This is a genomic window from Streptomyces griseomycini, assembly GCF_014203535.1.
Taxonomy (GTDB): Bacteria; Actinomycetota; Actinomycetes; order Streptomycetales; family Streptomycetaceae; genus Streptomyces; species Streptomyces griseomycini.
Window position 1 is genome coordinate 152,678 of record NZ_JACHJI010000002.1, and the last position, 25,550, is coordinate 178,227.

Sequence of the window (25,550 nt, forward strand, 5' to 3'; positions counted from 1 at the left end):
TAGGCCCGGCGGCGGTTCAGCGCCTCCTGCTGTACGTCCGCACCACCGCGCCGTTGCCGAAGCCGCGCACCGACTCCAGTGCGAACTGCGTCACCGAGAAGGCGGAGGTGAACATCGGCATGCCGGTGCCCAGCACGATGGGGTACGTCTTGATGATCAGCTCGTCGATCTCGTCCACCAGCTCTCCGGCGAGCCGGGCACCGCCGCACAGGTAGACGTCGAACGCGCTGTCCTCGGCCTTCAGCGCGCGGACCCGGCCGACCAGGTCCTCCGCGATGATCTCGACGTTCGGGTCGGGCGACTCCTTCAGCGTGCGCGAGGCGACGTACTCGCGCAGGTGGGCGTAGGGGCTGGTGACGCCCTCCTTGAGGGCCAGGTCGTAGCTGGCCCGCCCCTGGACGATCGTGTCGAACCTCTTGTTCGGCAGGTCGTCGATGCCGAGGGCCCGGCGGCCCTGGGTGGGGATGGTCTCCGGGTGTTCCGCCTTGAGGAAGTCGAGGAACTCCTCGTCGACGAAGGGGAACATGGCCGACGCGTCGCCGTCCGGATCGCCGATGAAGCCGTCGATGGAACAGGCGATGAAGTAGGTGAGCTTTCGCAGAACGACCTCTTTCCGTGGGTACTCCCTCGCGAACAACTCCAGTTGTAGTACTTCATCCGTAGCGACTGCAATGGATGAAGTGACGTCACCGATAAGCAGGAAGAGGGATTCCGCATGTCCTCTTCCCGGTCCGGGGTCCGTACGGTCCCGGTCGTCGCCGGACGGGCCGTCACCCCGGGGCCGTCCGTGGTCCGTCGCGGTGCGGCGGGGCGTCCGGGTGTGCCGGACCGCGAGCGCGAGGAAGAGACACACGGCCGCGGCGGGGACGGCGGGCACCGGCGGGCAGCGGCCCGTGCGGCAGCTGCGCCCACCACCGGGCCGCCTCCCGCTGCTCGCCCGCGCGTCGTACGGCGGCACGGATCCCCAGGACGGCGGCGGCCGGGGAGCCCGCGGCCATCACGGCTCCCGGCACCCACCACGCCGTGGCCACGAGCGGCGCCAGGGCGACCGCTCCGAGCGTGCCCCAGCCGGTCGGGCAGGCGATCGCCGCGGTACGGCGGGACAGCGGCCGGTCGGCTCCGGCACGCAGGTCGGCGAGGGGCAGCAGCTCACCGGTCGCCATCCGGTCGCGCCGGAGCGCACCGTGGCCATGGCCCTCGCGGCCCGCCGCTGCGGCCAGCCGTCGTCCACGACACACCGGGCCAGACGCAGCCTCCCGGTCGGCGTCAGCGGGGCATTACGGTGGGACACGAGGGCCTCCTGAGCTTCGGTGCAGACGTCGCGATCCACACCGAACCCGGAAGGCCCTCACCCGTTCAAGCACCCAGCACGCGTGTCACCAACGTCCCGGGACAACACACCTAGGGCCGAACGTCCCTGTCGGGGCCGCCTTCCGAGCCGGTGGTCCGGGGCTCGCGCCACATCGGCCACATGCGCGGGCCGTCGGGGAGGACCAGGGGTTCACCGGCCGGGGCGAAGCCGAGACGCTCGTACAGCCGGCGGCTCCGTTCGCTGCTCGCCTCGAGGTAGGCCGGCAGCCCCTCCCGGTCGCAACGGTCGAGGACCGAGCCGATCAGCGCGGTGCCGAGCCCCTCGCCCTGACGGCCGGGTGCGACGCCGATCATCCACAGGTACTCGTGGGCCCGTCCCGAGGGGTGGATGCCGGCCGTCAGCCGACCGATCAGCTCCACGCGCCCGTTCTCCGGGTCGACGGCCCGGCGCACCTGTGCCGGACCGTCGTCGTCCGCTCCGCCGTCGCCCTCGCCGTGGTCGTCCGCAGGTACGGACATCCACAGCGCGCACGCCGATCCGTCCTCGGTGACGTCGATGCGCCCCTCGGCGAGCACGATCCCGGTGAACGCGGCCATGAGCCTGTGGTGTGTCGTACGGCGGTACTCCTCACCGGGGAAGACCCAGCCGCTCACCGGGTCGTCCTGGAACGCCTCGTCCAGGAGCCGGACGACCAGCTCCCGGTCCCCTTCCCCAGCCGTCCGGATCGCCACGCCCATGTCCGCCCCTTCGCCTCAACCACCACTGTCCTTACGGGGGTTGAGCCTAACGGGGGGCTCCGCCGGCCGCTTCCCCGAAGCGGGCACAGGCACCGGAACCGGACCGGGCCGGGCGGAACCGCGGCATGCGGTGGCGGGCCCCGCACACCGTGGGGAAGTGCGGGACCCGCCGGGCCGGAGCCACGGCGGCCGTGCGGGGTCAGGAGCCGCACGGTCCCGGTGGTTCCGGGGACGGGGCGACGGCCGCACGGGAACGGCCGGGGCACGTGCTCCGATGCCCCCCGACCGTCCCCGGCCGACCGTCAGGTGCTGCGTCGCGTCACGAACTCGGCCAGGGCCAGCAGCCCGCCCGCCGCCTCCGGGTCGGGCACCGCGCGGGCCACTTCCTGCATCGCGCGGGCCATCCGGTCGGCCGCCTGGACCTGCGCCCAGTCACGGCCGCCCGCCCGTTCCACGGCCAGGGCGATCCGCTCCAGGTCCTCCTCCCGGTGCGCGGTCGCGTACAGGGAGGCGAGTTCGGCGGCCGCCGGGGTCCCCGAGGTGAGAGCGGCGACCACCGGCAGGGACTTCTTGCGGGCGGCCAGATCCGCTCCGGCCGCCTTGCCGGTGCGGCGGGGGTCGCCCCATATGCCGATCACGTCGTCGATGAGCTGGAAGGCCAGCCCCGCCTCGCGGCCGAACGCGTCCAGGGCCGCCACGTCCGCGTCCCCGGAACCCGCGTACAGCGCACCGATCGCGCAGGCGCATCCGAGCAGCGCACCGGTCTTGGCCTCGGCCATGGCGAGCGTCTCGGCGAGGGTGACCCCGCCGGGGTCGCGTCGCTCCATGGACGTGTCCGCGTGCTGCCCCGCGCACAGCTCGACGACACAGTCCGCGAGCCGGACCGCCGCGGCCGGAGCCGCCGGATGCGCGTCCTCGGCGAGCAGCCGCAGGGCGAGCGCCTGGAGGGTGTCCCCGGCGAGGATCGCGTCGGTGTCGCCGAACACCTTCCACGCCGTGGGCCGGTGGCGGCGGGTGGTGTCCCGGTCCATCACGTCGTCGTGCAACAGCGTGAAGTTGTGGACCAGTTCCACCGCGGCTGCCGCCCGTACGGCCGCCGTCCGGGCCTCGGGACCGCCCAGGGCGGAGGCCGCCGCGAGCACCAGCGCGGGGCGGATCGCTTTTCCCGAACCCCCTTCGGCCGGGGTTCCGTCCGCGTGTTCCCAGCCGAAGTGGTACAGCGCGATCCGGCGCATCGGGCCGGGCAGCGAGCCGAGGGCGGCCCGCAGCACGGGGTCGACCGCGGCCCGCGCCCGCTCCAGCAGTATCGCCGCCTCGTGCCCCTCGCCGGGGTGTTGCTCCGGCTCCGTCGTACGCGGTGCCGTGCGTGGCGTCGGGCACTCCGCCGTGGGCCCCGTTCTCGGCTCCGTCATGAACTCCGCCATCGACTCACCCCCGTGGCCGGCTCGTGGAGCGGAGGGGCGGCGCTTCCTCCGCCGTCGGGCGCGTACTCCCGAGGTGTACCCGCCCGGACGGACGGGGACACGGCGGGCGCACCGAGAGCTCGCGGACGGTCACCGCCAGCGACCGATCTCGACGTTCTCCAGGACACCGAGCGCGTCCGGCACCAGGACCGCTGCCGAGTAGTAGGCCGTGACCAGGTACTTGATGATGGCTTGTTCGTTGATGCCCATGAACCGTACGGACAGACTCGGCTCGATCTCGTCGGGGATGCCCGTGGCCCGCAGCCCGATGACGCCCTGCTCCTCCTGGCCGGTGCGCAGGGCGATGATGGAGGTCGTCCGGGCCTCGGTCACCGGGATCTTGTTGCACGGGAAGATCGGCACGCCCCGCCACGTGGGGATGCGGTTGCCGCCCATGTCGATGGTCTCCGGAACCAGTCCCCGCTTGTTGAGCTCACGGCCGAACGCGGCGATCGCGCGCGGGTGGGCGAGCAGCAGCCGGGTTCCGCGGCGCCTGCTGAGCAGTTCGTCCATGTCGTCGGGGCTCGGCACCCCGGCGTGCGGCTGGATCCGCTGGTCGTACTCGCAGTTGTGGAGCAGGCCGAAGTCACGGTTGTTGACGAGTTCGTGTTCCTGGCGCTCCTTCAGTGCCTCGACGGTCAGCCGGACCTGCTGCTCCGTCTGGTTCATGGGCTGGTTGTAGAGATCGGCCACGCGCGTGTGGATGCGCAGTACGGTCTGGGCGACGCTGAGTTCGTACTCGCGCGGCTTGGCCTCGTAGTCGACGAAGGTGTGCGGGATGTCCGGCTCCCCGCTGTGACCGGCCGCGAGGTCGATCTCCTTCTCTCCGTACCTGTTCGTACGCTGTCCGGGGATGGTGCGGATCCCCCGCAGGTGCTCGCGCAGACTCTCGGACCGCTCGGCGACCTGGGCGAAGGCCTCGCGGGGCAGGGCGAGCACGGTGCAGGCGGTGAGCGTGCGCGCCGTGTACTCCCAGATGGCTTCCTCGTCCAGCAGCACCTGATCGCCGAAGTAGGCACCGTCGGCGAGGACGCCGAGGGACTCGTCCTCGCCGTAGGGCCCGGTGCCGACCTTCTCCACCCTGCCGTGCGCCAGCAGGTACACCTCGTCGGCCGGACTGCCGAACGAGGCGATCACCTGGCCGGCCCCGACCTCCCGCTGCCGGCAGCGGGCGGCCAGCTCGGACAGCACCTCCGTGTCGTCGTACGACCGCAGGGCCGGCAGCTCGCCCAGTTCCGCGGGGATGACCTCGACGCGGTCACCGGTCTTCACGAACGTCATGCGACCGTCGCCCACGGCGTACGTCAGTCGCCGGTTGACGCGGTAGGTACCGCCCTGCACATCGACCCAGGGCAGCATGCGCAGCAGCCAGCGCGAGCTGATCTCCTGCATCTGCGGCACGGATTTGGTCGTGGTGGCCAGGTTCCGCGCGGCCGCCGTACCGAGGCTCTGCTGCTGCCTGGTCTGCTCCGTGCCGACCTCTTCGCCTACCGACATAGAGAATTGCCCTCCCCTTGGTGTGAGCCGCGTCCGCCTGTGCCGGACGCGGGCCTGCGCGATCAAGCGTTCCTCACCCACCGTGTTCGCACCATTACCCGAACGAGCGGGAATGGATCTTGGGTGGTCTGGGCAGACATGGAGGTCATCCGACGGCACTCCACCGGAAGGGGATTGTCCGGATCGGCTCGCACAGGACTCCGAACGAGTAGTTGAGCGCCCTCCTTTCAGGTATAGGCCCGGTAGCAGGCGGTTGCGACCGGCGGCCGCCACCCGGCACGAAGGAGGCGGTCATGGCCCCACCCATGTCCGCAAGCGCGTTCCTGCGCGTTCTGAAGGCGGAGGGACTCACGGTCGTCGAGGTCGGCGACTGGCGCGACCACAACCGCAACCACAAGGGCCCGTGGGGTCCGGTCCACGGCGTGATGATCCACCACACGGTGACCAAGGGCAGCGCCCGGACCGTGGAGATCTGCCGCAAGGGCTACGCGGGTCTGCCGGGGCCCTTGTGCCACGGCGTCATCACCAAGGACGGCCGGGTCCACCTCGTCGGCTACGGCCGGGCCAACCACGCGGGTCTCGGCGACGACGAGGTGCTGCGCGCGGTGATCGCCGAGAAGCGGCTGCCGAAGGACAACGAACAGAACACCGACGGCAACCGGCACTTCTACGGCTTCGAGTGCGAGAACCTGGGCGACGGCGAGGACCCCTGGCCGGCCGCGCAACTGGAGGCCATCGAGAGGGCCGCGGCCGCGGTGTGCCGCCACCACGGCTGGAACGAGCGGTCGGTGATCGGCCACAAGGAGTGGCAGCCGGGGAAGGTGGATCCGCGCGGGTTCACGATGAGTTCGATGAGGAACCGGATCCGCGACCGCCTGAAGTGACCCGGTGGTGCGAGGGCGCACGCGGCCGGCCGGTGGCGACAACCCGTCGGAATCTGTCGCTCGGTCCCCTGGGGGCCGGTGGGACCCGCTCCTGGCGTGGTGGGCCGTACCCGTCAGCCCCGGAAGAGGTCCCGCCGTGCAGTACGTCGCCCCGATCGGCATCGGCGTCCTCATACGCCCTGCTGATGCCCCTCGTCCGCGAACCGCACCGGCGGCGCCTGAACGCCGTCATGCTCGCCGGTGCGGGCGCCGCCCACCTCAGCGGCGGTGGTCTGGGCGGCTGGGAGTTCGCCTTCACGGCACTGGTCACCTGTGTCGCGTTCCGCGGCCTGGAGCCGTGGACGTTCATCGGTGTCGCCTGGCTGCCGCACACCGCGTGGGACGTCGTCCACCACCCCGAGGGCGACCCCATCGTCCCGTTCCTCCACACCTCGTCCCCGGGCTGCGCGATCTGCGGCCCGGTGATCGCCCTGTGGTGCCTGCGGGGCGGGCCCTCCCTGCTCGGCCTCCTCCGCGGCCGCGGCCCCGAGCCCGTCCGCGATCGCGAGGCCGGCCAGCCGGCCGCCGGCCCGGGCACCGCCTGAGCCCGTGCCCTCCCTCCGGGTGACAATGACCCCGTGACCAGTTCCGACGACCCCGGCTCCGCCGCCCTCACGTCCCTCACCGACCTGCGCCCGGGGCTGCCCTCACCGGTGCAGGAGGTGACGGACGGGCGGTTCGCGCGGCGCGGGGTCCGGCTGCTGCTGAAGCGGGACGATCTGATCCACCCCGAGCTGGTCGGGAACAAGTGGCGCAAGCTGGCCCCGAACCTCGCGGCGGCGGCCGGACGGACGGTGCTCACCTTCGGTGGCGCCTACTCCAACCACCTGCGGGCCACGGCCGCCGCCGGCCGGCTGCTCGGCCTGCGCACGGTCGGCGTGGTGCGCGGTCAGGAACTCGCCGGCCGCCCGCTCAATCCCTCGCTGGCCCGGTGCGTGTCCGACGGCATGCGGCTGCACTTCGTCGACCGGTCGGCGTACCGCCGCAAGACCGAGCCGGAGACCCTCGCGGCCGTCCTGCGCGCGGCGGGTGCCGAGGACGCGTACGTCGTGCCCGAGGGGGGCAGCAACTCCCCCGCGGTGCGCGGCTGCCGGGCGCTCGGTGCGGAACTGACCGGCCGGGCCGACGTGGTCGCGGTGGCCTGCGGCACCGGCGGCACACTCGCCGGCCTGGCCGCCGGACTCGGCGCCGGCGGGCGCGCGCTGGGCGTTCCGGTGCTGAAGGGCGGCTTTCTGGCCGATGAGATACGGGCCCTGCAGAGCGCGGCGTTCGGTGGCCCGCGCGGCGACTGGAGCCTCGACGACCGCTTCCACTTCGGCGGCTACGCCCGTGTCACCGAGGAACTCGACGCGTTCGCCGAGGACTTCGAGCACCGGCACGGCGTACCCGTCGAACGTCTCTATGTCGCCAAGTTGCTCTATGCCCTTGTCGCCCTGGCGGAGGAGGGCGCCTTCCCCCGCGGGAGCACGGTCGCCGCCGTGGTCACCGGCCGTCCCTTCCCCTGATCCGGCCCGGCCGGCCCGCCTAGGCCGTCTCCCGGTACGCCGCCGCCTCCTCCAGGTCCAGCCGGCGCAGCAGCGTCCGCAGCATCTCGTCGTCGATGTACCGGCCGTCGCGCAGTCTGACGAACACCTCGCGCTCCGCGCCGATCATCTCCCGCGACAACCGCCGGTAGGTGTCGTCCACCGACTCCCCGGTGACCGGGTTGACCTGGCCGAGCCGTTCCCAGACGGCGTTGCGGCGACGCTCCAGGACGGTGCGCAGCCGGTCGGCGAGCGGGCCCGGCAGGGCGTTGCGCTCGTCGGACAGGAGCTCGTCGAGGCGCTGCTCGGCGGCCCTGGAGGCCTGTGCCTGGGCGTTGGCCTCCACCAGGGTCTCGGCCTGCGTGTCGCGCCCGGGGAGCTTCAGCACGCGGATCAGCGGGGGCAGCGTCAGCCCCTGCACGACCAGGGTGCCGATGACGGTGGTGAAGGTCAGGAAGAGCAGCAGGTTGCGGTGCGGGAAGTCCTCGCTCCCTGCGGTGACCGGGATCGAGAAGGCGATGGCCAGCGAGACCACCCCTCTCATCCCGGCCCACGCGATCACGAACGGGCCCTTCCAGCCGGGCTTCCCCTCGCGTTCCCGGATCCTCGCCGAGAGCATCGGCGGCAGCCAGGTCGCCGGGTACACCCAGAGGAACCGCACGACGACGACCACCACGAAGACGACGAGCGCGTACCAGGCGGAATCGACGCCCCCGTGCTCGCCGAGCCCCCTGAGGACGACCGGCAGCTGCAGCCCGATGAGCGCGAACACCGCGGACTCCAGCACGAACGCGACCATCTTCCACACCGCGTCCTCCTGGAGGCGGGTGGCGAAGTCGACCTCCCACGCGCGGTGCCCCAGACAGAGGGCGACCACCACGACGGCGACGACGCCGGAGGCGTGCACCTGCTCGGCGGCGGCATAGGCGACGAACGGGATCAGCAGGGAGAGCGTGTTCTGCAGCAGCGCCTCCTTCACGTGCGTGCGCAGCCAGTGCAGGGGAACCATCAGCACCAGGCCGACAGCCACCCCGCCGACCGCCGCGAGCAGGAACGCCCCGACGCCCGCCGCCCAGGTCGCGCCCTCGCCGACCGCCACCGCGACGGCCACCCGGAACGCGGTGATCGCGGTGGCGTCGTTCAGCAGGGACTCGCCCTGGAGGACGGTGGTGATCCGGGACGGCAGTCCGACCCGGCGCGCCACCGCCGTCGCCGCGACCGCGTCCGGCGGGGCCACCACGGCGCCGAACACCAGGGCCGCGGTCAGGGGCAGGCCCGGCACGACCAGGTACAGGGCCCAGCCGACGGCGAAGGTCGCGAACAGCACGTACCCCACCGACAGCAGCGCCACCGGCCGCAGCTGCGCCCGCAGGTCGAGGTAGGAGCTGTCGGTGGCCGCCGTGTGCAGCAGCGGGGGCAGGACGAGCGGCAGGACGACGTGCGGGTCGAGCCTGTAGTCGGGCACCCCGGGGAGGTAGCTGACCGCCAGGCCGGCCGCGACCAGCAGCAGCGGTGCCGGCACCCAGGTGCGCCGGGCGGCCGCGGCGACCGCGGCACTGCCCGCGACCAGCAACAGCAGGGGCATCACGTCCATGTCCGGCCCGCCCTCGATTTTCTGCGCGGTCTTCCGCGCGCCCGTCGTAATCTGGCCACCATGAAACAGTGCACGCATGCCGGCGCGCTGCCGCACCCGGAGCCCGTCCCGCTCAGTGAGACGTGCCCGGAGTGCCTGCGGGACGGCACGGACCCGGTGCAGCTGCGCCTGTGCCTGAGCTGCGGCCACGTCGGCTGCTGCGACTCCTCGCCGGGACGGCATGCGACGGAGCACCACAGGAAATCCGGCCACCCCGTGATGCGGACCCACGAACCGGGCGAGGACTGGCGCTGGTGCTTCGTCGACCACGTACTCGTGTGACCCGACGGGACCCCGGTGCCGGACGGTTCGACCGTCTGACGACCGGGTACGTCAATCCGGCGCGCGCTCTTCCCATTTGGGCCCGCAGACCCCTAGCCACGGAGCGTATTCATAGTTTTACTATGAGTGACAGCGGTGGTCGGGGTCCCGAGGACAGGATCGCCGAGAGCGCGATAGCGTCACCGCTGAACCACGTAGCGCGTTGTCCGGGGGGCGACCCCGGCCCTGAAACGCTTGTACCACCTTGGAGGTGAGGGTGTCCCAGATCGCAGGCGAGCCCGCGACCCAGGACTTCGTGGAAGTCCGGCTGCCGGCCGCGGGGGCCTACCTGTCGGTGCTGCGTACGGCCACGGCCGGGCTCGCGGCCCGTTTGGACTTCACCCTCGACGAGATCGAGGACCTGCGCATCGCGGTCGACGAGGCCTGCGCGATCCTGCTCCAGCAGGCCGTGCCGGGGTCGGTGCTCAGTTGCGTCTTCCGGCTCGTCGACGACTCGCTCGAGGTCACCGTCTCGGCGCCGACCACGGACGGTCACGCCCCCTCGCGGGACACCTTCGCCTGGACCGTCCTGTCCGCGCTCGCGGGCAAGGTCTCCTCGGCCGTGGACGAGGACAAGACCGTTTCGATCAGCCTCTACAAACAGCGCGGCGCGGGACCCGGGCCGGCGTGAGGGACGAGGACGGGCCGGTGCGGGACGAAGAACGCGGTACGAGGGAGCTGCCGGCCGAGCGTGTGCCGGACGGCATCGACGGCATCCCCGAGCAGGCCCGGCCGCATCCGGAGGACGACTCCACGGAGACCGGCTCGGCGGGCGGCGGGCGGCCCGGCGGTGCCGTGCGGAGCACGCCTCCGGGCAGGTCGGCCGGGATCGCTCCCGGCCACGGGGGCGCCCCCGCCCGAGCGAAGCCGGCGGGGGACGAGGCGAGCGCTCGGGGAAGGGCGACGGGCGGGACGATGAGCGAGCACGAGCGACACGCCGAGGACGAGGCGCCGCGGGCACCGAGCACCCGGGGCACCAGGAACGCAGCGGGCACCCAGAACGCGCACGGCGCACAGCACGACGCGCAGGACCGCAGCGGGGCGCGCGCCATGTTCCTCGAGCTGCGCACGCTGCAGGACGGCAGCCCCGAGTACGCGGAACTGCGCAATCAGCTGGTCCGCATGCACCTGCCGCTCGTCGAGCATCTCGCGCGCCGCTTCCGCAACCGCGGCGAGCCGCTGGACGACCTCACCCAGGTCGCCACCATCGGGCTGATCAAGTCGGTCGACCGCTTCGACCCGGACCGCGGCGTGGAGTTCTCGACGTACGCGACCCCGACGGTCGTCGGCGAGATCAAGCGGCACTTCCGCGACAAGGGCTGGGCGGTGCGCGTGCCGCGCCGGCTGCAGGAGCTGCGGCTGGCGCTGACGACGGCCACGGCCGAACTCTCGCAGCTGCACGGCCGCTCCCCCACGGTCCACGAGCTGGCCGAGAAGCTGGCGATCTCGGAGGAGGAGGTCCTGGAGGGCCTGGAGTCCGCCAACGCGTACTCCACGCTGTCCCTGGACGTTCCCGACACCGACGACGAGTCCCCGGCGGTCGCCGACACCCTCGGCGCCGAGGACGAGGCGCTGGAGGGCGTGGAGTACCGGGAGTCGCTCAAGCCGCTGCTGGAGGATCTGCCACCGCGCGAGAAGCGGATCCTGCTGCTGCGCTTCTTCGGCAACATGACCCAGTCGCAGATCGCGCAGGAGGTCGGCATCTCGCAGATGCACGTCTCCCGGCTGCTGGCCCGCACCCTGGCCCAGCTGCGGGAGAAACTGCTCGTGGAGGAGTGAGCCGACGCGGCTACTTCCCGGCGTTCCCGGGCCCCCGGATGCCGAGGGCCCGGGTCGTCTCGGGGTTGAGGAGCAGGACGAGCGCGGTGACGGCCACCACGGCGAGCACGATCCCGGCCGGGATGGCCACGCTGTCGGCCTTCAGCAGGGTGTAGGCCACCGGCAGCGCCATGATCTGCGTGATGACGGCGGGACCGCGGCTCCAGCTGCGCCGGCCGAGCAGCCCCCGCGCGGCGATGAGCGGCAGCAGCGCGAGCGCGATCAGCGTCACCCCGCCGGTGACGGCCTGCTGCCGGTCGTCCGGCTCGCCCGTGACACCGAGGACCAGCATCCAGACGCCGCCGGCCACCAACGCGATCCCCTCCAGGGCGGCCAGCGCGGCGGCGTACGTCAGACGGCGCGGGCGGGGGCCGGTGGTGTCCGGGGTGGTGGGGGTCTGCTCACTGCTCACCCCTGAAGGGTAGCCCTCGCCGTACGCGCCCCCGTGCCGAGGTTCACGCCCCGCTCCCGGCCCGATCCGCACCTCGGTCTGGGCCCGGTACCGCCCAGTAGGTACCCTGCACGTCATGCGTGCACTTCTTGTGGTCAATCCGGCGGCAACCACCACGAGTGCGCGCACGCGCGACGTACTGATCCACGCGCTCGCCAGTGAGATGAAGCTGGAGGCGGTCACCACCGAGTACCGCGGGCACGCGCGCGACCTGGGCCGGCAGGCGGCGGAGAGCGACGACATCGACCTGGTCGTGGCCCTCGGCGGCGACGGCACGGTCAACGAGGTCGTCAACGGTCTCCTGCACTCCGGACCCGATCCGGAACACCTGCCCGGGCTCGCCGTGGTCCCCGGCGGCTCCACCAACGTCTTCGCCCGCGCCCTGGGGCTGCCCAACCAGCCCGTGGAGGCCACCGGCGCCCTGCTGGACGCGCTGCGCGAGGGCCGCGAGCGCACCGTGGGCCTGGGTCTGACCTCGGGCACCCCGGGCTCGGAGGACGAGGCGGTACCGGCCCGCTGGTTCACCTTCAACGCGGGACTGGGCTTCGACGCCGGCGTGGTCGGCCGGGTGGAGCAGCAGCGGGAGCGCGGCAGGAGGTCCACCCACGCGCTGTACGTGCGCCAGGTCGTGCGCCAGCTGTTCGGTGAGCCGCACCGCCGGCACGGGGTGATCACCCTGGAGCAGCCGGGCGAGGACCCGGTCACCGACCTGGTGCTCTCCATAGTCTCGAACACCTCGCCGTGGACGTTTCTCGGCAATCGTCCGATCTACGCGTCGCCTAAGGCCTCGTTCGACACGGGGCTGGACATCTTCGGCCTGAGCCGGCTGTCCACCGCCGCGGTTGCCCGGTATGGCACCCAGTTGCTCGCTTCGTCCCCGGAGCGCGGACCCCGGGGCAGGCACGCCGTCTCCCGGCACGATCTGACGCAGTTCACCTTGCATTCGAAGGTGCCGCTGCCCCTTCAGATGGACGGTGACCACCTGGGGCTGCGCACCAGCGTGACGTTCACAGGCGTACGCCGTGCACTGCGTGTGATTGTGTGAGCAGAAAGGGCCAAAGTCCTTTCACTCGAACGTTTAGGCCAGGATCCACCCCATGGAAGTACGGCTGTGACCTAGTCGACACCGAAGAATCAAAAAAAACTTTCCGGAAGGGGTTGTATCCGCCGCCGAGGTTTGCGAGTCTCTACATGGCGATCGGGACGGCCCGCAACACCGGCCTCCACAGATCACCGGAACCCCTCTTCAAACCCAAGGACCACGCCAGGGAACCTGGCGGTCGGCCCTTCCCTTGTTGAGGGATTCGTGAAAGCGTTCACATTCACAAGCAAATCCTGCAGTAATACCAAGGAGAGGTAGCAGCCATGGACTGGCGTCACAACGCCGTTTGCCGCGAGGAAGACCCCGAGCTCTTCTTCCCCATCGGCAACACCGGTCCCGCGCTGCTGCAGATCGAGGAAGCCAAGGCCGTCTGCCGCCGCTGCCCGGTGATCGAGCAGTGCCTGCAGTGGGCGCTCGAGTCCGGTCAGGACTCCGGCGTCTGGGGTGGTCTCAGCGAGGACGAGCGTCGTGCGATGAAGCGCCGCGCCGCCCGCAACCGGGCCCGTCAGGCCTCCGCCTGACGACCCCACCCCTGCTGACAGCCTGAGCTTGGCGGCGCGTGCAGCGCGTACGCATCTCCCGCCCCCGAGCCGCAGCGCGCAGTTCCCCCTGAACCTCGACTCCGCTCGAGCAGGGGGTGACCCCATCGCATGAGCATGAGCCCCGGACCTTCCCACCGGTCCGGGGCTTTTCGCTGCCCGCGTCCGTCCGGTGGGAAGAGGACGGCCGACAGGCGGTCAGACACCCTCCTCCCCGCGGGGACCCGTGCTACTTGCCCGAGCGCACCGGGATGTCCAGGATCACCCGGGTCCCCCGGTCCGGGGCCGGAACCATGTCGAAGGCGCCGCCCAACTCGCCCTCCACCAGGGTCCGCACGATCTGCAGGCCGAGGTTGCCGGCGGTGTGCGGGTCGAAGTCCTCGGGCAGTCCCACACCGTCGTCCTGCACGGTGACCAGCAGACGGGTCTCCTTCGTGGTCCCGCCGCGGACCGCGGACACCTCGACGGTGCCGGTCTCGCCCTCGCGGAAGCCGTGCTCCAGGGCGTTCTGCAGGATCTCGGTCAGCACCATCGACAGCGGGGTGGCGACCTCGGCGTCGAGTATGCCGAAGCGGCCGGTGCGCCGGCCGGTGACCTTGCCCGGGGAGATCTCGGCGACCATCGCCAGGACCCGGTCGGCGATCTCGTCGAACTCCACGCGCTCGTCCAGGTTCTGGGAGAGCGTCTCGTGCACGATCGCGATGGACCCGACCCGGCGCACCGCCTCCTCCAGCGCCTCACGGCCGCGCTCCGACCCGATCCGCCGGGCCTGGAGCCGCAGCAGCGCCGCCACCGTCTGGAGGTTGTTCTTCACCCGGTGGTGGATCTCCCGGATGGTCGCGTCCTTGGTGATCAACTCACGTTCGCGGCGGCGAAGTTCGGTGACGTCCCGGAGGAGGACCAGCGACCCGATCCGCGTCCCCTTCGGCTTGAGCGGGATCGCGCGGAACTGGATCACCCCGTCGTGCGCCTCGATCTCGAACTCGCGCGGGGCCCAGCCGCTGGCTACCTTGGCCAGCGCCTCGTCCACCGGGCCTCGGGAGGGGGCCAGTTCGGCGGTGGTTCGGCCGAGGTGGTGGCCGACCAGGTCGGCGGCCAGGCCCAGCCGGTGGTAGGCGGACAGGGCGTTCGGGGAGGCGTACTGGACGATGCCGTCGGCGTCGAGCCGGATCAGTCCGTCGCCGACGCGGGGCGAGGCGTCCATGTCGAGCTGCTGGTTCGCGAACGGAAAGGCTCCGGCCGCGATCATCTGCGCGAGGTCGGAGGCGCTCTGGAGGTAGGTGAGCTCCAGCCGGCTCGGGGTGCGCACGGTGAGGAGGTTGGTGTTGCGCGCGATCACGCCGAGGACGCGGCCCTCGCGCCGGACGGGGATGGACTCGACGCGGACCGGGACCTCCTCGCGCCACTCCGGGTCCCCCTCGCGCACGATCCGGCCCTCGTCCAGGGCCGCGTCCAGCATGGGCCGGCGTCCGCGCGGGACGAGGTGGCCGACCATGTCGTCCTGGTACGAGGTGGGGCCGGTGTTCGGCCGCATCTGGGCGACGGAGACGTAGCGGGTGCCGTCGCGGGTGGGGACCCACAGGACCAGGTCGGCGAAGGAGAGGTCGGAGAGCAGCTGCCACTCCGAGACCAGCAGATGGAGCCACTCGAGGTCGGTGTCGTCGAGAGCGGTGTGCTGGCGTACGAGTTCGTTCATGGAGGGCACGTCAGCGAGCGTACCCGGCGGTCTGCGGGGCCCCGAAACACCCGCGGGCCGCGGCGCCTGAGAGGGACCCTCAACCCTCCCGGCACCGCAGCCCGGAGCAATATCGGCCGTGGGGTGTGCGGCCCCGGTCGGCCGAACGACGAGGAACCGGGGCAGTCAGGGCAGAGAGCTCCGGATCCTCGATCCGCCTTCCTGTGCGGGGAAGGCAGGCTTGTGCGTCCTGCTCCGCATTGTGGACTAGACCACTCCCGGTGTCCATGCGCGGAACGTTTCTCGTCGGTGTCACGTCGTCGGATGCCACGGCCTATGTCGCGCCGGCCGGACGCACGGGCGTCCACCACGCAGCCTAACCCGTGGCGGTTCCCGCGTGGGGCCAGACGGACATGGCAATTTCGGCGAGCGACTCCAGTTCCTCCCGGCTCGCCCCGTCCCGCGCCTGCTGCGACATGCCCTGGATCATCGCCCCGGTGTACCGGGCGAGCGCACCGGCGTCGGTGTCCGCGGGCAGCACTCCGGCGGCGACGTCGTCCCGGATCCGGCGCTCGAACGCGGCGACGTTGGCCGTACGGCGCTCCCGCAGGGACTGCTCGACCTCGGGGTTCGAGCAGTTCGCGGCGGCGTGGACGACGAGGCAGCCGTGCGGACGGCCCGGTTCGGTGTACACGGCGGCGGCCTCCCGCAGCATCCGTGCGACGGCGGCGCGGGCGGTGGGCTCCTCGGCGAGGGCGCGGTCGGTGAAGGAGCCGTACCGCGCGCCGTAGACCCGGACGACCTCGTCGAACAGGGAGCGCTTGTCGCCGAAGGCCGCGTAGAGGCTGGGGGCGCCGATGTCCATGACGCGGGTGAGGTCGGAGACCGACGTGGCCTCGTAGCCGTGTTCCCAGAAGGCGAGGAGCGCCTTCTCCAACGCGGTCTCCCGGTCGAAGGAGCGGGGGCGGCCGCGGGCTCTGCGCGCGGATCCGGCTCCGGGGCGGGCGGCCCCGCTCCGTCCGGCGTCCCCGTCACTCATCATGCGACTCCTCCTCGCCCACCGGACACTCCCGCCCCGTTCGCCGTGCGTCCCGTTCGCGGTCCCACCATGGAGTGCATTTTATAGCGAGCACTAGAAAAACGGCGGCGGACTGTCGTACGGTTTTTTCTGTAACGACCACTAGAAAAATCTGGAGGGGCGTCGACATGGGCGTGCTCACGGGCAGGACGGCACTCGTCACGGGGGCGAGCAGGGGGATCGGGCGGGGCATCGCCGAGCGGCTGGGGCGCGACGGAGCGCGGGTCGCGGTGCACTACGGCCGGAACGAGGCGGCGGCGAAGGAGACGGTCGCCGCGATCGAGGCGGCGGGCGGCTCGGCGTTCGCGATCGGCGTGGAGCTGGGCACGCCCGGGGACGCCGAGGCCCTGTGGGAGGAGTTCGACCGGCACGCGGACGGCCTGGACGTGCTGGTGAACAACGCCGGGATCGGGTCGTCACGACCGATCGAGGAGATCCGGGAAGAGGAGTACGACGCGGTCTTCGCGGTGAACGTGAAGGCGCCCTTCTTCATCGTCAAGCACGGCATGACCCGGCTGCGGGACGGAGGGCGGATCATCAACATCTCCTCGGGGCTCGCCCGGACCGCCGTGATGCCGGGGAACATGGCGTACGCGATGACGAAGGGGGCGCTGGACGTCTTCTCCCGCGACCTGTCCAAGATCCTGGGCCGGCGGGGCATCAGGGTGAACTCGGTGGCGCCGGGGCTGATCGACACCGACAACACGGCCGCGCTCCTGCACGGCACGGAGGACGGCTGGGCGCAGGCCGAGGCGATATCGGCGCTCGGGAAGGTGGGGACCCCGGCGGAGGTCGCGGACGTGGTGGCGTTCCTGGCCTCGGACGCGGGCCGATGGGTGACGGGGAGCTGGGTGGACGCCACCGGCGGTTCGCTGACGTAACCCCGCGGAACGGGCCGGGTCCGCCCGGCCCCGGGAAGCCGGAGGAGGCGGGAAGGGGGCCGCGCCGCTCACCTGGGAGGGCGGCGCCCGCTCTGCTAGATTGGTCTAAACCACATGGTCCCTTCCGGGTCCAGTACCAGTCGAGCCCTCCTCTCAGATCGGCAGGCCCAGCGTGGAAGTTGTCATCGTTGCGGACGCCCAGGCCGGCGGCGAACTCATCGCCGAGGCCGTGGCACACCTCCTGCGGCGCAAGCCCGACGCCCTGCTCGGCGTGGCCACCGGCTCCACCCCGCTGCCCATCTACCAGGCACTGGCGGCCAAGGTGCGCGACGGCGCCGTGGACGCCTCGCGGGCGCGCATCGCCCAGCTCGACGAGTACGTGGGGCTGCCCGCCGACCACCCCGAGTCCTACCGCTCGGTGCTCCGGCGCGAGGTGCTGGAGCCGCTCGGGATCGGCATGGACGCCTTCATGGGCCCCGACGGCACGGCCGAGGACGTGCAGGGTGCGTGCGAAGCGTACGACAGGGAGCTGACCGAGGCCGGCGGCGTGGATCTCCAGCTGCTGGGCATCGGGACGGACGGGCACATCGGGTTCAACGAGCCGTGCTCCTCGCTCGCCTCACGCACCCGGATCAAGACGCTGACCGAGCAGACCCGGGTGGACAACGCGCGCTTCTTCGACGGCGACATCGACCAGGTCCCGCACCACGTCATCACCCAGGGCATCGGGACCATCCTGGAGGCCCGCCACCTGGTGCTGCTCGCCACCGGGGAGGGCAAGGCGGACGCCGTCGCCGCGACCGTCGAGGGACCGGTGGCGGCGGTGTGCCCGGCGTCCGCGCTGCAACTGCACCCGCACGCCACGGTGGTCGTCGACGAGGCGGCCGCCTCCAAGCTGAAGCTCGCCGACTACTTCCGGCACACCTACGCCAACAAGCCGGAGTGGCAGGGGATCTGAGCGCCGGCGCGCGGTCCGGGGGCTGGTCGTGGACTAGACCAGCCCCGGTCCCAGGGGTATACAGAGGGGATCACGGAGGGTGTGGGGCACACCCCGCACCGAGCCGTGCCACGATGTGAGCCGTGGCCGATGGGACGTCGGCCGCTTCGGCACTCGGAGCCGGGAAGGCAGAGCATGAGCACCGACGTCAGCAGTGCGGAGAACGAGGGTGGGACTACGGTCCGTACGGCGCGCGTGCCCAAGTACTACCGGCTGAAGAAGCACCTGCTCGACATGACCGAGACGGCGCCCCCCGGCACCCCGGTCCCGCCCGAGCGCACGCTGGCGGCGGAGTTCGACACCTCGCGCACCACCGTGCGCCAGGCCCTCCAGGAGCTGGTGGTCGAGGGGCGCCTGGAACGCATCCAGGGCAAGGGCACCTTCGTCGCCAAGCCCAAGGTCTCACAGGCGCTGCAGCTCACCTCGTACACCGAGGACATGCGCGCCCAGGGGCTGGAGCCCACCTCGCAGCTGCTGGACATCGGCTACATCACCGCCGACGACCGGCTCGCCGGACTGCTCGACATCACGCCCGGCGGACGGGTGCTGCGCATCGAGCGGCTGCGCATGGCCAACGGCGAGCCGATGGCCATCGAGACCACCCATCTGAGCGCGAAGCGCTTCCCGGCGCTGCGTCGCAACCTGGTGAAGTACACGTCCCTCTACACCGCCCTCGCGGAGGTGTACGACGTCCACCTGGCGGAGGCCGAGGAGACCATCGAGACCTCGCTGGCCACCCCGCGCGAGGCCGGTCTGCTCGGCACGGACGTCGGCCTGCCGATGCTGATGCTCTCCCGCCACTCGCTGGACCGGGACGGACAGCCGGTGGAGTGGGTGCGGTCGGTGTACCGGGGCGACCGGTACAAGTTCGTCGCGCGGCTGAAGCGGCCGCAGGACTGAGCCGGGGAACCCGGCGAAACGGATCATCGACGGCCATTCCGTTGTCGCCGCCTCCCGGACGAGCGAAATCCGAGGTGTCGGCACACGGACGAGGGGTTACGGACGGGCCGCCCCCTGACCTAGATTTCCTGCGCACCATCGCCGGTGATCAATGAGGGGACGGAGCCGTCTGATGTCACAAGCCCCAGAAACCGGCAGGGGGCCGGTGGTGACGCCCGTGCGCGTCGTCATCGCCCTCTGTCTCGTCGCACCCTTCGTGGCCATGCTGTGGGTCGGGTCGTACGCGAAGGCCGACCCCGTCGTCATCGGCATCCCGTTCTTCTACTGGTACCAGATGCTGTGGGTGGTGGTCTCCACCGTACTGACCATGATCGCCTACAAGCTCTGGCAGCGTGACCAGCGCGCCCGCTCGACATCGAAGGGCGGTGCGGCACGGTGAACGACGGCGTGAACGGCGTGGCACTCGCCGTCTTCATCTTCTTCTTCCTGCTCGTCACGGTCATGGGCTTCCTGGCCGCGCGCTGGCGCAAGGCGGCGAACGAGCACAGCCTCGACGAATGGGGCCTGGGCGGACGGTCCTTCGGCACCTGGGTGACCTGGTTCCTGCTCGGCGGCGACCTCTACACCGCGTACACCTTCGTGGCCGTGCCGGCGGCGATCTACGCGGCGGGCGCGGCGGGCTTCTTCGCCGTGCCGTACACGATCCTCGTGTACCCGCTGATCTTCACCTTCCTGCCCCGTCTGTGGTCGGTGTCGCACAAGCACGGCTATGTGACCACGTCCGACTTCGTGCGCGGCCGGTTCGGCTCGAAGGGGCTGTCGCTGGCGGTCGCGCTCACCGGCATCCTGGCGACGATGCCGTACATCGCGCTCCAGCTGGTCGGCATCCAGGCCGTGCTGGACGTGATGGGCGTCGGCGGCGGCGAGCACACCAACTGGTTCGTCAAGGACCTGCCGCTGCTGATCGCCTTCGGCGTGCTGGCGGCGTACACGTACTCGTCGGGCCTGCGGGCCCCCGCGCTGATCGCGTTCGTGAAGGACACGCTGATCTACCTCGTCATCGCGGTGGCGATCATCTACATCCCGATCAAGCTGGGCGGCTTCGACGACATCTTCGCCAGCGCGAGCGAGGCGTTCGGCCAGACCAACCCGGCCACGGGCGCGCCGCGCGGTGCGCTGGTGCCGGGCGACGCGGGCCAGTGGACGTACGCCACGCTGGCGCTGGGCTCGGCACTCGCGCTGTTCATGTACCCGCACTCGATCACCGCGACGCTGTCCTCGCGCAGCCGTGAGGTGATCCGCCGCAACACCACGATCCTGCCGCTGTACTCGCTGATGCTGGGCATGCTCGCGCTGCTGGGCTTCATGGCGATCGCGGCCGGGGTGAAGGTGCAGAACGGGCAGCTGGCGATCCCGCAGCTGTTCGAGAACATGTTCCCGGACTGGTTCGCGGGCGTGGCCTTCGCGGCGATCGGCATCGGCGCACTGGTGCCGGCGGCGATCATGTCGATCGCGGCGGCGAACCTCTTCACCCGCAACATCTACAAGGACTTCATCAAGCCGGACGCGACGCCGGCCCAGGAGACCAAGGTATCCAAGATCGTTTCCCTGCTGGTGAAGGTGGGAGCGCTGGCCTTCGTCCTGACCATGGACAAGACGGTCGCCATCAACTTCCAGCTCCTCGGCGGCATCTGGATCCTGCAGACCTTCCCGGCGCTGGTGGGCGGCCTGTTCACCCGCTGGTTCCACCGCTGGGCGCTGCTCGCGGGCTGGGCGGTCGGCATGGTCTACGGCACGGTCGCCGCGTACGGGGTGGCCTCGCCGACGCAGAAGCACTTCGGCGGCTCGGCGAAGGAGATCCCGGGCATCGGCGAGATCGGCTACATCGGTCTCACCGCCTTCGTGATCAACGTCCTGGTGACGGTCGTCCTGACCTTCGTCCTGAAGGCCGCCAAGGCACCCGAGGGCGTCGACGAGACCAGGCCGGAGGACTACACGGCGGACGCGGGCGACCCGGGCGTCCAGACGGAGCTCCCGCCGGCCACGGCGGGCAGCACGCACTGACCCGCCGTCACACGGGCCACGGGCCGCCGGAGGAATCCGGCGGCCCGTTGTCGTACCCCTCGGGCACACTCGCCCCATGGACATCGTCATCCGGGCGGCGGAGCCCGGCGAGTACGAGGAGCTCGGTGAGATCACCGCGCAGGCCTACCTCCGGGACGGGCTGCTCGACTTCGGGGAGAGCGACGCGTACCTCGGCGAGCTGAGGGACGTGGCGAAGCGGGCGGCGGCCGCCGAGGTGCTGGTCGCCGTGGAGCGCGGCAGCGTGCTGGGCGGGGTGACGTTCGTGCCGGGCGGCGGACCGATGGCCGACATAGCCGGGCCCGGCGAGGCCGAGATCCGGATGCTCGCGGTCGCCCGTGCGGCCCGGGGCCGCGGCGCCGGGGAGGCCCTCGTCCGCGCCTGCGTCGACCGTGCACGGGCCGTCGAGGGCTGCGCCCGGATCGTGCTGTCGACCCAGCGCACCATGCACTCCGCCCACCGCATCTACGAGCGACTGGGCTTCGCCCGCACGCCAGGGCGTGACTGGAACCCCCTCCCGCACCTGGACGACATCACGCTCCTCACCTATGAGTTGACGCTCTGACACCACCGAGACACAACATATGGGCCTGCCGACAGCACCCGGCACAAGATGTATGCTCGTGCTCGCTGTCGCCGCAGGGGAATCCGGTGCGAATCCGGAACTGTCCCGCAACGGTGTACTTGTACGTGTTCGCGTCCCGCGCGGGCGCGCACGGGCTTCAGTCCGAGGACCTGCCGACAGTGCGCCCGGCCGTCCGGTCCGGGTGCGTGGACGTCCGGGCCTCGTGGAATGGGCCGGTGGACGCGACGCCGCGTGCGCTCGTGTGCTGCCCCCTGCCCTCGACGAGGCCCCGTGCCGAGCGAGGGAGAGCCCCACGTGACCATCGCGCCAGCCGATCCGGCCTCAGCGAGCGACGTGACAGAGCAGGGCGACGGCCCCGGTGCCGCGCTGCTGCGGACCCTGACCGAGCTGACCGCCGACCTGCCCGACGCGGACCCCGGCCGGGTCGCCGCCGCCGCGCTGCGCGGCCGGTCCGCCCGCGCCGACGGGACGGAGCTGCGGGAGCTGGCCACCGAGGCCGCGGCCGGGCTCATCTCCGAGGACCCCGCCTACTCCCGGCTCGCCGCCCGGCTGCTGACCCTCGGCATCCGCGCCGAGGCCGCCTCGCAGGGCGTCACGTCGTTCACCGGGTCCGTCGCGACCGGGCACCGCGAGGGCCTGATCGCCGACCGCACCGCCGCGTTCGTCCGGCTGCACGCCGACCGCCTCGACGCGCTGGTCGACCCCCGGGCCGACGACCGCTTCGGCTACTTCGGCCTGCGCACCCTGCACAGCCGCTACCTGCTGCGGCACCCGATCACCCGCAAGGTCGTCGAGACGCCGCAGCACTTCCTGCTGCGCGTCGCCGCCGGTCTCGCCGAGGACGACAGCGCGCGGTCGGTGGACGAAGTCGCCGCGCTGTACGGGCTGATGAGCCGCCTGGACTACCTGCCCTCCTCCCCCACGCTGTTCAACTCCGGTACCCGCCACCCCCAGATGTCGTCCTGCTACCTCCTGGACTCCCCCAGGGACGAGCTGGACTCGATCTACGACCGCTACCACCAGGTGGCCCGCCTCTCGAAGCACGCCGGCGGCATCGGCCTGTCCTACTCCCGCATCCGCGCCCGCGGTTCGCTGATCCGCGGCACCAACGGGCACTCCAACGGCATCGTCCCGTTCCTGAAGACGCTGGACGCCTCGGTGGCCGCCGTGAACCAGGGCGGCCGGCGCAAGGGCGCGGCGGCGGTCTACCTGGAGACCTGGCACGCGGACGTCGAGGAGTTCCTGGAGCTGCGCGACAACACCGGTGAGGACGCCCGCCGCACGCACAACCTGAACCTCGCGCACTGGGTGCCGGACGAGTTCATGCGCCGGGTGAACGACGACGCGCAGTGGTCGCTGTTCTCCCCGGTGGACGTGCCGGAGCTGGTCGACCTGTGGGGCGCGGAGTTCGACGCGGCGTACCGGGCCGCCGAGGCCGAGGGGCTGGCCAGGAAGACCCTCCCCGCCCGCGAGCTGTACGGCCGGATGATGCGCACCCTCGCGCAGACCGGCAACGGCTGGATGACCTTCAAGGACGCCGCCAACCGCACGGCGAACCAGACGGCGACCCCGGGCCACGTCGTCCACTCCTCCAACCTGTGCACGGAGATCCTGGAGGTCACCGACGACGGGGAGACGGCGGTCTGCAACCTGGGGTCGGTCAACCTCGGCGCGTTCGTCGACCCGGCCGCCGGTGACCTCGACTGGGAGCGGCTGGACGCCACCGTGCGCACGGCCGTCACCTTCCTCGACCGGGTCGTGGACATCAACTTCTACCCGACCGAGCAGGCGGGCCGGTCCAACGCCCGCTGGCGCCCGGTGGGCCTGGGGGTGATGGGCCTGCAGGACGTCTTCTTCCGGCTCCGCCTGCCCTTCGACTCGCCCGAGGCCCGGCGGCTCTCCACCCGGATCGCCGAGCGGATCATGCTCGCCGCGTACGAGGCCTCCGCGGACCTCGCCGAACGGAACGGGCCGCTGCCGGCCTGGGAGCAGACCCGCACCGCCCGGGGCGTGCTGCACCCCGACCACTATGCCGTCGAGCTGTCCTGGCCGGAGCGCTGGGCGGCGCTGCGCGAGCGGATCGCGTCCGTCGGGATGCGCAACTCGCTGCTCCTGGCGATCGCGCCCACCGCCACCATCGCCTCGATCGCGGGCGTGTACGAGTGCATCGAGCCGCAGGTGTCCAACCTGTTCAAGCGCGAGACGCTGTCCGGGGAGTTCCTCCAGGTCAACTCCTACCTCGTCGACGACCTGAAGCGCCTCGGCGTGTGGGACGCGCGCACCCGGGAGGCGCTGCGCGAGGCGGGCGGCTCGGTGCAGGACTTCACCTGGATCCCCGAGGAGGTGCGCCGGCTGTACCGCACCGCGTGGGAGATCCCGCAGCGCGGCCTGATCGACATGGCCGCCGCCCGCACCCCGTTCCTGGACCAGGCGCAGTCGCTCAACCTGTTCCTGGAGACGCCGACCATCGGCAAGCTCTCCTCGATGTACGCGTACGCCTGGAAGCAGGGCCTGAAGACCACGTACTACCTGCGGTCCCGCCCGGCGACCCGCATCGCCCGCGCCGCACGCGCGCAGGCCGCCGTCCCCGTCCAGCAGGCGTCCGGCGGGGAAGCCGTCGCCTGCTCCCTTGAGAACCCCGAGTCCTGCGAGGCCTGCCAGTGATGTCCAGTTCCCCCCGTCCCCAGAACCTGCTCGACCCGGGCTTCGAGCTCACGCTGCGCCCCATGCGCTACCCCGACTTCTACGAGCGCTACCGGGACGCCATCAAGAACACCTGGACCGTGGAGGAGGTCGACCTCCACTCCGACGTGGCCGACCTGACCAGGCTGAGCCCCGCCGAGCAGCACCTCATCGGCCGGCTGGTGGCGTTCTTCGCCACCGGTGACTCGATCGTGGCGAACAACCTGGTGCTCACGCTCTACAAGCACATCAACTCCCCCGAGGCCCGGCTGTACCTGTCGCGGCAGCTCTTCGAGGAAGCGGTCCACGTCCAGTTCTACCTGACCCTGCTGGACACCTACCTGCCCGATCCGGACGACCGGGCGGCGGCCTTCGCGGCCGTGGAGAACATCCCGTCCATCCGGGAGAAGGCCGAGTTCTGCTTCCGGTGGATGGACTCGGTGGAGAAGATCGACCGGCTTCAGACGCAGGCGGACCGCCGCCGCTTCCTGCTCAACCTGGTCTGCTTCGCCGCGTGCATCGAGGGCCTGTTCTTCTACGGCGCCTTCGCCTACGTCTACTGGTTCCGCAGCCGGGGCCTGCTGCACGGGCTGGCGACCGGCACCAACTGGGTGTTCCGCGACGAGACGATGCACATGTCCTTCGCCTTCGACGTGGTCGACACCGTGCGCAAGGAGGAGCCGGAGCTGTTCGACGAGGAGCTCGGCCGGCAGGTCACCGACATGCTGCGCGAGGCCGTCGAGGCGGAGCTGCAGTTCGCGCGCGATCTGTGCGGTGACGGGCTGCCGGGCATGAACACGGAGTCGATGCGGCAGTACCTGGAGTGCGTCGCCGACCAGCGGCTGGTCCGGCTGGGCTTCGCGCCGGTGTACGGCTCGGAGAACCCGTTCTCGTTCATGGAGCTCCAGGGCGTCCAGGAGCTGACGAACTTCTTCGAGCGGCGCCCGTCCGCGTACCAGGTCGCCGTGGAGGGCACGGTCGACCTGGACGAGGACTTCTAGGGGATTCTCCGGAGGGTGCCGGTCCGGGCGCCACCTCGCCTCACGCCGCCCGCGCGGTGCGGTGCGAGGTGGTGTCCCGCGCGGTGCGGTGCGCGGTGGCGTCCCGCGCGGTGCGGGCCGGTGCGGCGGGGGCGTCGTGCCGTTCCGTGACGGCACGGTCCGTCTCCGTCCGCTCCGTCCGTTCCGCCTGCCTGATCTGCCGGTCGATCCGCCGGTCGCGCACGATGCCGATCACGGCGGGGAGGACCATCAGGACCAGCAGGCCGAGGACGGTCAGCGTTCCGATCAGTGCTTCCATGCGTGTCGTATCCATGGACACCACTGTCGCGCCGGACACTCCTTACCGGCA

The 25,550-nt window shown here is 71.4% G+C and carries 25 protein-coding genes, 1 pseudogene and 1 riboswitch; of the genes and pseudogenes, 16 read left to right on the top strand and 10 right to left on the bottom strand.

Going from position 1 to position 25,550, the window contains the following annotated elements:
- Positions 1-16: 16 nt before the first annotated feature.
- The 5 genes from FHS37_RS05205 to FHS37_RS05225 all read right to left on the bottom strand — a co-directional run bounded on the left by FHS37_RS05205 (position 17) and on the right by FHS37_RS05225 (position 5,009).
- Positions 17-601 carry a dihydrofolate reductase family protein gene (locus FHS37_RS05205; protein WP_184818754.1) on the bottom strand — a complete coding sequence of 195 codons (585 nt, stop codon included), beginning with the start codon at positions 599-601 and terminating at the stop codon, positions 17-19.
- 169 nt (positions 602-770) lie between these two features.
- Positions 771-1,163, bottom strand: a complete 393-nt coding sequence (locus tag FHS37_RS05210; RefSeq protein WP_184818862.1) for a hypothetical protein — start codon at positions 1,161-1,163, stop codon at positions 771-773.
- Positions 1,164-1,401: 238 nt separating this feature from the next.
- The gene (locus tag FHS37_RS05215; protein WP_184817852.1) at positions 1,402-2,049 is read right to left on the bottom strand and encodes a GNAT family N-acetyltransferase; all 648 of its coding nucleotides are present in this window, start codon (positions 2,047-2,049) and stop codon (positions 1,402-1,404) included.
- A gap of 302 nt (positions 2,050-2,351) precedes the next feature.
- Complete coding sequence (locus tag FHS37_RS05220; RefSeq protein ID WP_184817853.1) at positions 2,352-3,461, bottom strand: family 2 encapsulin nanocompartment cargo protein polyprenyl transferase; 1,110 nt, start codon at positions 3,459-3,461, stop codon at positions 2,352-2,354.
- Positions 3,462-3,602: 141 nt separating this feature from the next.
- Positions 3,603-5,009, bottom strand: coding sequence for a family 2B encapsulin nanocompartment shell protein (locus tag FHS37_RS05225; protein ID WP_184817854.1), 1,407 nt, complete (start codon positions 5,007-5,009; stop codon positions 3,603-3,605).
- A gap of 293 nt (positions 5,010-5,302) precedes the next feature.
- On the opposite strand from FHS37_RS05225, the gene FHS37_RS05230 reads away from it, so the two are divergent.
- The 3 genes and pseudogenes from FHS37_RS05230 to FHS37_RS05240 all read left to right on the top strand — a co-directional run bounded on the left by FHS37_RS05230 (position 5,303) and on the right by FHS37_RS05240 (position 7,437).
- On the top strand, positions 5,303-5,893 hold the full coding sequence (locus FHS37_RS05230; protein ID WP_184817855.1) for an N-acetylmuramoyl-L-alanine amidase: 591 nt from the start codon (positions 5,303-5,305) through the stop codon (positions 5,891-5,893).
- A 136-nt stretch (positions 5,894-6,029) separates the two neighbouring features.
- A pseudogene (locus tag FHS37_RS05235) lies at positions 6,030-6,477 on the top strand (DUF6010 family protein).
- 33 nt (positions 6,478-6,510) lie between these two features.
- Positions 6,511-7,437, top strand: a complete 927-nt coding sequence (locus FHS37_RS05240) for a 1-aminocyclopropane-1-carboxylate deaminase/D-cysteine desulfhydrase (protein ID WP_184817856.1) — start codon at positions 6,511-6,513, stop codon at positions 7,435-7,437.
- A gap of 19 nt (positions 7,438-7,456) precedes the next feature.
- On the opposite strand, the gene FHS37_RS05245 is transcribed toward FHS37_RS05240, so the two are convergent.
- The gene (locus FHS37_RS05245) at positions 7,457-9,049 is read right to left on the bottom strand and encodes a Na+/H+ antiporter (protein WP_184817857.1); all 1,593 of its coding nucleotides are present in this window, start codon (positions 9,047-9,049) and stop codon (positions 7,457-7,459) included.
- 60 nt (positions 9,050-9,109) lie between these two features.
- Between FHS37_RS05245 and FHS37_RS05250 the strand changes: the two genes are divergently transcribed.
- The 3 genes from FHS37_RS05250 to FHS37_RS05260 all read left to right on the top strand — a co-directional run bounded on the left by FHS37_RS05250 (position 9,110) and on the right by FHS37_RS05260 (position 11,188).
- Positions 9,110-9,370, top strand: a complete 261-nt coding sequence (locus tag FHS37_RS05250; RefSeq protein WP_184817858.1) for a UBP-type zinc finger domain-containing protein — start codon at positions 9,110-9,112, stop codon at positions 9,368-9,370.
- Between the two features lie 256 nt (positions 9,371-9,626).
- On the top strand, positions 9,627-10,040 hold the full coding sequence (locus tag FHS37_RS05255) for an ATP-binding protein (RefSeq protein WP_004925829.1): 414 nt from the start codon (positions 9,627-9,629) through the stop codon (positions 10,038-10,040).
- Between the two features lie 17 nt (positions 10,041-10,057).
- On the top strand, positions 10,058-11,188 hold the full coding sequence (locus FHS37_RS05260; protein WP_184817859.1) for an RNA polymerase sigma factor SigF: 1,131 nt from the start codon (positions 10,058-10,060) through the stop codon (positions 11,186-11,188).
- 10 nt (positions 11,189-11,198) lie between these two features.
- Here FHS37_RS05260 and FHS37_RS05265 read toward each other — a convergent pair whose 3' ends face one another.
- Positions 11,199-11,639: a hypothetical protein gene (locus tag FHS37_RS05265; RefSeq protein ID WP_184817860.1), complete on the bottom strand. Its 441-nt coding sequence runs from the start codon at positions 11,637-11,639 to the stop codon at positions 11,199-11,201.
- Positions 11,640-11,754: 115 nt separating this feature from the next.
- Between FHS37_RS05265 and FHS37_RS05270 the strand changes: the two genes are divergently transcribed.
- Complete coding sequence (locus tag FHS37_RS05270) at positions 11,755-12,723, top strand: diacylglycerol/lipid kinase family protein (protein WP_184817861.1); 969 nt, start codon at positions 11,755-11,757, stop codon at positions 12,721-12,723.
- Between the two features lie 320 nt (positions 12,724-13,043).
- Positions 13,044-13,301: a WhiB family transcriptional regulator gene (locus FHS37_RS05275; protein WP_003992873.1), complete on the top strand. Its 258-nt coding sequence runs from the start codon at positions 13,044-13,046 to the stop codon at positions 13,299-13,301.
- A 247-nt stretch (positions 13,302-13,548) separates the two neighbouring features.
- On the opposite strand, the gene FHS37_RS05280 is transcribed toward FHS37_RS05275, so the two are convergent.
- Both FHS37_RS05280 and FHS37_RS05285 read right to left on the bottom strand, forming a co-directional pair.
- On the bottom strand, positions 13,549-15,024 hold the full coding sequence (locus FHS37_RS05280) for a sensor histidine kinase (RefSeq protein WP_184817862.1): 1,476 nt from the start codon (positions 15,022-15,024) through the stop codon (positions 13,549-13,551).
- Positions 15,025-15,370: 346 nt separating this feature from the next.
- The gene (locus FHS37_RS05285) at positions 15,371-16,033 is read right to left on the bottom strand and encodes a TetR/AcrR family transcriptional regulator (RefSeq protein WP_373304218.1); all 663 of its coding nucleotides are present in this window, start codon (positions 16,031-16,033) and stop codon (positions 15,371-15,373) included.
- Between the two features lie 167 nt (positions 16,034-16,200).
- On the opposite strand from FHS37_RS05285, the gene FHS37_RS05290 reads away from it, so the two are divergent.
- The 8 genes from FHS37_RS05290 to FHS37_RS05325 all read left to right on the top strand — a co-directional run bounded on the left by FHS37_RS05290 (position 16,201) and on the right by FHS37_RS05325 (position 25,201).
- A complete protein-coding gene (locus FHS37_RS05290; protein ID WP_184817864.1) occupies positions 16,201-16,953 on the top strand; it encodes an SDR family oxidoreductase in 753 nt (250 codons plus the stop codon).
- 172 nt (positions 16,954-17,125) lie between these two features.
- Positions 17,126-17,911 carry a glucosamine-6-phosphate deaminase gene (gene nagB / locus FHS37_RS05295; RefSeq protein ID WP_184817865.1) on the top strand — a complete coding sequence of 262 codons (786 nt, stop codon included), beginning with the start codon at positions 17,126-17,128 and terminating at the stop codon, positions 17,909-17,911.
- A 174-nt stretch (positions 17,912-18,085) separates the two neighbouring features.
- Entirely contained in the window at positions 18,086-18,850 is a 765-nt protein-coding gene (locus FHS37_RS05300; protein WP_184817866.1) for a GntR family transcriptional regulator, read from the top strand.
- 172 nt (positions 18,851-19,022) lie between these two features.
- Complete coding sequence (locus tag FHS37_RS05305; RefSeq protein WP_184817867.1) at positions 19,023-19,289, top strand: DUF3311 domain-containing protein; 267 nt, start codon at positions 19,023-19,025, stop codon at positions 19,287-19,289.
- On the top strand, positions 19,286-20,914 hold the full coding sequence (mctP, locus tag FHS37_RS05310; RefSeq protein WP_184817868.1) for a monocarboxylate uptake permease MctP: 1,629 nt from the start codon (positions 19,286-19,288) through the stop codon (positions 20,912-20,914). Before FHS37_RS05305 ends, mctP begins: the two co-directional genes overlap by 4 nt.
- A gap of 76 nt (positions 20,915-20,990) precedes the next feature.
- Positions 20,991-21,497, top strand: a complete 507-nt coding sequence (locus FHS37_RS05315; protein WP_184817869.1) for a GNAT family N-acetyltransferase — start codon at positions 20,991-20,993, stop codon at positions 21,495-21,497.
- Positions 21,498-21,549: 52 nt separating this feature from the next.
- A riboswitch (cobalamin riboswitch) is annotated at positions 21,550-21,689 on the top strand.
- A gap of 123 nt (positions 21,690-21,812) precedes the next feature.
- A complete protein-coding gene (locus FHS37_RS05320; RefSeq protein WP_184817870.1) occupies positions 21,813-24,182 on the top strand; it encodes a ribonucleoside-diphosphate reductase subunit alpha in 2,370 nt (789 codons plus the stop codon).
- Positions 24,182-25,201, top strand: a complete 1,020-nt coding sequence (locus FHS37_RS05325; protein WP_184817871.1) for a ribonucleotide-diphosphate reductase subunit beta — start codon at positions 24,182-24,184, stop codon at positions 25,199-25,201. The genes FHS37_RS05320 and FHS37_RS05325 overlap by 1 nt, the downstream gene beginning before the upstream one ends.
- 40 nt (positions 25,202-25,241) lie before the next feature.
- Here the strand turns inward: FHS37_RS05325 and FHS37_RS05330 are convergent, their stop codons facing one another.
- Positions 25,242-25,514, bottom strand: a complete 273-nt coding sequence (locus FHS37_RS05330; RefSeq protein ID WP_184818864.1) for a hypothetical protein — start codon at positions 25,512-25,514, stop codon at positions 25,242-25,244.
- Between the last annotated feature and the right edge of the window lie 36 nt (positions 25,515-25,550).